General features: G+C 73.3%; 4 protein-coding genes. 2 read left to right on the top strand and 2 right to left on the bottom strand.

Annotation, left to right across the window (positions count from 1 at the left end):
* Positions 1-95 precede the first annotated feature (95 nt).
* Together meaB and ACL06G_RS20555 are read right to left on the bottom strand one after the other, a co-directional pair.
* Complete coding sequence (gene meaB, locus ACL06G_RS20560) at positions 96-1055, bottom strand: methylmalonyl Co-A mutase-associated GTPase MeaB (RefSeq protein WP_412786448.1); 960 nt, start codon at positions 1053-1055, stop codon at positions 96-98.
* Between the two features lie 52 nt (positions 1056-1107).
* Positions 1108-2283 carry an acetyl-CoA C-acetyltransferase gene (locus ACL06G_RS20555; RefSeq protein ID WP_412786508.1) on the bottom strand — a complete coding sequence of 392 codons (1176 nt, stop codon included), beginning with the start codon at positions 2281-2283 and terminating at the stop codon, positions 1108-1110.
* Positions 2284-2444: 161 nt separating this feature from the next.
* Here ACL06G_RS20555 and mce point away from each other — a divergent pair, with 161 nt between their 5' ends.
* Both mce and scy read left to right on the top strand, forming a co-directional pair.
* The gene (gene mce, locus ACL06G_RS20550) at positions 2445-2909 is read left to right on the top strand and encodes a methylmalonyl-CoA epimerase (protein WP_412786449.1); all 465 of its coding nucleotides are present in this window, start codon (positions 2445-2447) and stop codon (positions 2907-2909) included.
* Between the two features lie 224 nt (positions 2910-3133).
* Positions 3134-6466, top strand: a complete 3333-nt coding sequence (gene scy, locus ACL06G_RS20545) for a polarized growth protein Scy (RefSeq protein ID WP_412786450.1) — start codon at positions 3134-3136, stop codon at positions 6464-6466.
* Position 6467: the final 1 nt, after the last annotated feature.

Raw genomic sequence — 6467 nt, 5'->3', positions numbered from 1 at the left:
GGGGGCCAACCCCGGGGTGCGCGCCCCCGGGGCCCCGGGGGGCCGGGGGGCCCCCGGCCCCCACGAACCGAGGAACGTGGCGCGAGCAGCGGCGCTCAGCCCTCGTCGGTGAGTCCGGCGACGAGCTCGTCCGCCGCCGCGTACGGGTCGAGCGACCCGTTGACGATGCGTTCCGCGAGCGCCCCGAGCCTGCGGTCCCCGCTGAGGCCGGCGATCCGCTCACGCAGTGCGGTGACCGCGATCGTCTCGATCTCCCGGGCGGCCCGCTTCGCGCGACGCTCGCCGAGCACACCGTGCTCCTCCATCCAGGCCCGGTGCTTCTCCAACGCCTCGACGACCTCGTCGAGGCCCTCGCCGCGGGCCGCGACCGTCTTCACGATCGGCGGACGCCAGTCGCCCGGGGCCCGCGCCTCGCCGAGACCGAGCATGTGGTTGAGCTCGCGGGCGGTGGCGTCCGCGCCGTCCCGGTCGGCCTTGTTGACGACGTACACGTCGCCGATCTCCAGGATGCCCGCCTTCGCGGCCTGGATACCGTCGCCCATCCCCGGGGCCAGCAGCACCATGCTGGTGTCGGCCTGCGAGGCGATCTCCACCTCGGACTGGCCGACCCCCACCGTCTCGACCAGGATCACGTCGCAGCCCGCCGCGTCGAGCACACGGACGGCCTGCGGCGCGGCCCAGGCCAGACCGCCCAGATGGCCCCGCGTCGCCATCGAGCGGATGTAGACGCCGGGGTCGGAGGCGTGCTCGCCCATCCGGACGCGGTCGCCCAGCAGCGCCCCTCCGGAGAACGGCGAGGACGGGTCGACGGCGAGCACACCGACCCGTTTCCCGGCTCGGCGGTAGGCCGTGACCAGCGCCGAGGTGGAGGTGGACTTGCCCACCCCCGGCGAGCCGGTCAGGCCGACCACGTAGGCGTTGCCGCAGCGCGGGGCGAGCGCCGCCATCACCTCCCGGAGCTGCGGGGACGCCCCCTCCACCAGAGAGATCAGCCGGGCGACGGCACGGGGCCGCCCTTCCCGGGCCTGCGCCACCAGAGTGGGGACGTCCACCACGTGTCTTCCTCCGTCGGTCGTACGGTCGGTCCGCGCCGTCGGGCGGCCGGAGTCACTTGCCGGGAACCCGGAGAACCAGTGCGTCTCCCTGGCCCCCGCCGCCGCACAGCGCGGCGGCACCCGTGCCGCCGCCCCGCCGGCGCAGCTCCAGTGCGAGGTGCAGGGCGATGCGGGCGCCCGACATACCGATCGGGTGACCCAGGGCGATGGCACCACCGTTCACGTTCACCTTTTCAGGTGATACGCCGAGGTCCTTCATGGACTGCACGCAGACCGCGGCGAACGCCTCGTTGATCTCGACGAGATCGAGGTCCTCCACCGACAGGCCGTCCTTCTTCAGGGCGTGCTGGATGGCGTTGGCGGGCTGCGACTGCAGCGAGTTGTCCGGTCCCGCGACGTTGCCGTGGGCGCCGATCTCGGCGATCCACTCCAGTCCCAGCTCCTCCGCGCGGGCCTTGCTCATCACGACGACGGCCGCGGCGCCGTCGGAGATCTGCGAGGCGGAACCCGCGGTGATGGTGCCGTCCTTGGCGAAGGCCGGGCGCAGCTTGCCCAGGGACTCCGCGGTGGTGTCGCCGCGGATGCCCTCGTCCTGCGAGAAGACCACGGGGTCGCCCTTGCGCTGCGGGATCTCCACCGGCGTGATCTCGGCCTCGAAGAGACCGGCGGACTGCGCCGCGGCGGCCTTCTGGTGCGAGGCGGCGGCGATCTCGTCCTGCTCGGCGCGGCCGATGCCGAGGCGGGTGTTGTGCTTCTCGGTGGACTCGCCCATGGCGATGTTCTCGAACGCGTCGGTGAGACCGTCGTGCGCCATGGCGTCGAGCATCTCCACCGCGCCGTACTTGTAGCCGGAACGCGACTTCGGCAGCAGGTGCGGGGCGTTGGTCATGGACTCCTGGCCGCCCGCCACGACCACGTCGAACTCGCCGGCCCGGACCAACTGGTCCGCCAGGGCGATGGCGTCGAGACCGGAGAGACAGACCTTGTTCACCGTCAGCGCCGGAACGTTCATCGGGATGCCCGCCTCGACCGCGGCCTGGCGCGCCGGGATCTGCCCGGCACCCGCCTGGAGCACCTGGCCCATGATCACGTACTCCACCTGGTCGCCACCGATGCCGGCCCGGTCGAGGGCGGCCTTGATGGCGAAGCCGCCCAGGTCGGCTCCGGAGAAGGACTTGAGTGAACCGAGCAGGCGCCCCATGGGGGTCCGCGCACCCGCGACGATCACCGAGGTCGTGCTGCTGGACGTACCGGTCATGACGAGTCCTTCCGGCGGGATGTTAACGAGGGTTATCCCACGGTACTGAGCGGTCCACCTCCTGGTCACCCATCGGCCGGTGTGACCGTGCGCACGTTGCGTAACCGCAGCGGACGCGCTGCACTGTCCCCATGCTGACGCGTATCGACCACATCGGGATCGCCTGCTTCGACCTCGACGAGACCGTCGAGTTCTACCGTGCCACGTACGGCTTCGAGGTGTTCCACACCGAGGTCAACGAGGAGCAGGGTGTCCGCGAGGCCATGCTCCGCATCAACGGCACCGACGACGGCGGGGCCTCCTACCTGCAGCTGCTGGAACCCGTACGGCCGGACTCGACCGTCGCGAAGTGGCTCGACCGCCACGGCGAGGGCGTGCACCACATCGCCTTCGGCACGGCCGATGTGGACGGCGAGGCCGCGGCCGTCCGGGAGAAGGGGGTCCGCGTGCTGTACGACGAGCCGCGCCGGGGGTCGATGGACTCCCGAATCACCTTCCTGCACCCGAAGGACTGCCACGGCGTGCTCACCGAACTCGTCACCTCGGCGTCGGCCCGGGCGGCCTCTCCCGCCGAGCCCGACGGGACGGACCGCTGACGCCTGCTTCCCCCGGCCGGTAGAGTGGCGTCACGGCCGGGGCGGCTCGTCGGGGCTCCCTCGCAGTTGGAGGGGTGGGCACGGCCCACGTTCCGCCGATGATCTGACACCATTTCCCCGACAGGCCCGGGAGACGCCCGTTCCGAGGACGTCTCACCGGCAGGGCGGCGGAGAAATGGGCCAGTTCACCTTCACGACGACCAGGGGACGGATGGGACCGCACTGTGCGGGGCAACGACCGCTACGAGGCTGACGACCACCTCTCGCGTTTCGAAGCCGAGATGGAGCGGCTGAAGAAGGAGCGGGAGAAGGCGGTCGACCACGCCGACGATCTCGGCTACCAGGTCGAAGTACTGCGTGCCAAGCTGCACGAGGCGCGCCGGGCACTCGCGACGCGCCCGGCCGCCGGCTACGACAACCTGACGCAGCAGGCCGAACAGCTCCTGCACAACGCTCAGGTGCAGGCCGACCAGCTCAGAGCGGACGCCGACCGGGAACTGCGCCAGGCACGGGCCGAGAGCCAGCGCATCCTCCAGGAACAGACCGAGGCGCAGTCGCGGCTGGAGGCCGACCTGCACGGCGAGGCGGTGCGCCGCCGGCAGCAGTTGGACCAGGAGCTGGCCGAACGCCGCGCGACCGTCGAGTCCCATGTCAACGAGAACGTCGCCTGGGCCGAACAACTGCGCACCCGCACCGAGCAGCAGGCGCGGCGCCTGATGGAGGAGACCCGCGCCGAGGCGGAGCGTTCCCTCGCGCAGGCGCGGGAAGAGGCGCACCGCCTGACGGAGGAGTCCCGGCACCGCCTCAGCACCGAGGCCGAGAACGCCCGTGCGGAGGCCGACGCCCTGCTGCGGCGGGCCCGGGCCGAGGCGGAGCGGATGCTCGCCACCGCATCCGCCCAGGCGCAGGAGGCCACCGACCAGGCCGAGCAGCTGCGCGTCAGGACCGCCGAGGAGTCCGAGGCCGGTCGCCGGGAGGCCGCCGACCTGGTGCGCCGGGCCGAGAGCCGGATGCAGGAGGCGGAGACCGCGCTGCGGGAGGCTCGTGCGGAGGCCGAGAAGAAGCTCTCGGAGGCCGAGGAGCAGGCCGCCGAGAAGCTGAGTTCGGCGGAGGCGGTCAACGAGCAGCGGGTGCGGACCGCGAAGTCGGAGGTGGCCCGCCTGGTCGGGGACGCCACCAAGGAGTCCGACACCATCCGCAGCGAGGCGGAGCAGATCCGTCAGGACGCCCGGGACGAGGCGGAGCGCCTGATCGCCGAGGCCCGCGAGGAGGCCCGCACCCGCACGGCGGAGGAGTCCGCCAACCAGCTCGCCGAGGCGGCCCGTACGGCCGAGGACGTGCTGAACAAGGCGTCCGAGCAGGCCAAGGCCACCACCAAGGCGGCCACCGAGGAGGCGGAGCGGCTGCGCCGGGAGGCGGAGGCGGAGGCCGACAGGCTCCGTTCCGAGGCCCACGACGTCGCCGAGGAGCTCAAGGGCGCGGCCAAGGACGACACCCGGGACTACCGGGCCAAGACCGTGGAGCTCCAGGAGGAGGCGCGGCGGCTCCGCGGCGAGGCGGAGCAGCTGCGGGCCGAGGCGGTCGAGGAGGGCGAGAAGATCCGCGGCGAGGCCCGCCGCGACGCCGTCCAGCAGATCGAGGAGGCCGCGAACAGCGCCGAGGAGCTGCTCGCCAAGGCGCGGGGGGACGCCGAGGAGCTCCGGACGGACGCCACGACGGAGAGCGAGCGGCTCCGCACCGAGGCGATCGAGCGGGCGACCGCGCTGCGCCGGCAGGCCGAGGAGACCCTCGAGCGGGCCCGCAAGGAAGCGGAGGAACTGCGCAGCGGGGCGGAGGAGCAGGCCGAGCGGACGCGTTCCGAGGCGGCCGAGGCGGGGCGCCGTGTCAAGGACGACGCCGAGGAGGCCGCCCGGGAACTGCAGGAGACGACCCGGGAGGAGACCGAGCGGCTGCGGACGGACGCCGAGGAGAAGGTGTCCCGGGCCGAGGAGGAGCTGCGCAAGGCCCGCACCGAGGCGGAACGTCTCCGCGACGAGGCCCGCACCGAGGTCGAGCAGCTGCGCAGCGAGGCGGCCGAGCGGCGCCGCACCCTCCAGCAGGAGGCCGAGGAGGAGGCGTCACGGCTCCGTGAGGAGGCCGCCTCGGACGCCTCGCAGGCACGCGCCGAGGGCGAAAGCCTCGCGGTGCAGCTGCGCAGCGAGGCCGCGTCCGAGGCGGAGCGGCTGCGGGCCGAGGCGCAGGAGTCGGCCGATCGGGTGCGCGCGGAGGCCGACGCGGCCGCCGAACGGTCCAGCACCGAGGCGGCGGAGGCTCTGGAGGCGGCGCGGACGGAGGCCGAGCGGCGCCGCCGGGAGGCCGACGAACTCCTGGCGAGTGCCCGCGAGGAGGCGCACCAGGAGCGCACGGCAGCGCGCGAGCAGAGCGAGGAGCTGCTGGCGACCGCCCGTCAGCGGGTGGACGACGCGCAGAACGAGGCGGCCCGGATCGTCGAGGAGGCCGAGCGGCGCGCCGCGGAACTGGTCGCGAGCGCGGAGGAGACCGCGCAGCAGGTGCGCGACTCGGTGTCGGGTCTGCACGAGCAGGCGGAGCAGGAGATCGCCGCCCTGCACCGGCGGGCGCAGGAGGAGACGGACGCGGCGAAGGCGCTGGCGGAGCGCACGGTCGACGATGCGATGACCTCGGCCGAGCGGACGCGTGCCGACGCGGAGCGGCTGCGCGACGAGGCCCGCGAGGACGCCTCCCGGAAGCGGAACGAGGCGGCCGAGCAGGCCGATTCACTCCTGTCCCAGGCCGGCGAGGAGGCCGACCGCGTCACCTCGTCCGCGGAGGAGAGCGCCCGGAGCACGGTCGCCTCGGCCCGCGAGGAGGCGGAGCGCCTCGTCGCGGAGGCCCGGGCCGAGGGCCGGGACTACGTGGAGAAGGCGCGGGCCGACGCCGATCGGATGCTGGAGGAGGCCCGTGCCGACGCGGCCGCCACGCGGGAGCGCGCGGAGGAGCTCCGCGAGCGGATCACGAGCGAGGTCGAGGAGCTCCACGAACGGGCGCGGCGCGAGTCGGCCGAGGCGATGAAGTCCGCCGGTGAACGGTGCGACGCGCTGGTGAAGACCGCCGAGGAGCAGTTGGCGGAGGCACGCGAGAAGGCCAAGGAACTGGTCGACGACGCGGAGTCGGAGGCCGGCAAGGTCCGCATCTCCGCCGTGCGCAAGGCCGAGGGGCTGCTCAAGGAGGCGGAGCAGCGCAAGGCGACTCTGCTGGCGGAGGCGGAGAAGGCCCGCGAGGACGCCGACACGGAGGCGCAGCGCATCCTCGAGGAGGGCCGCCGCGAGCTCGAGGTGCTCGAGCGGCGCCAGGAGGACATCAACTCCGAGATCTCCCGGGTCCAGGACGTTCTGGAGGCACTGGAGGCCTTCGAGGCTCCCGGCGGTCCGGGTGGCGGCAAGGGCTCCGCCAAGAACGGCAACAAGAAGGACGGTTCGGACTCCGGCGCCAACGGCGGGGTCAAGGCGGCTGCCGGTGCAGGCAGTTCACGTGGAGGTGGCAAGTCGTCCGGGAGTTAGC

It is taken from the genome of Streptomyces callyspongiae, assembly GCF_047200695.1.
GTDB lineage: Bacteria > Actinomycetota > Actinomycetes > Streptomycetales > Streptomycetaceae > Streptomyces.
This window is presented reverse-complemented; position numbering and strand designations above follow the sequence as displayed.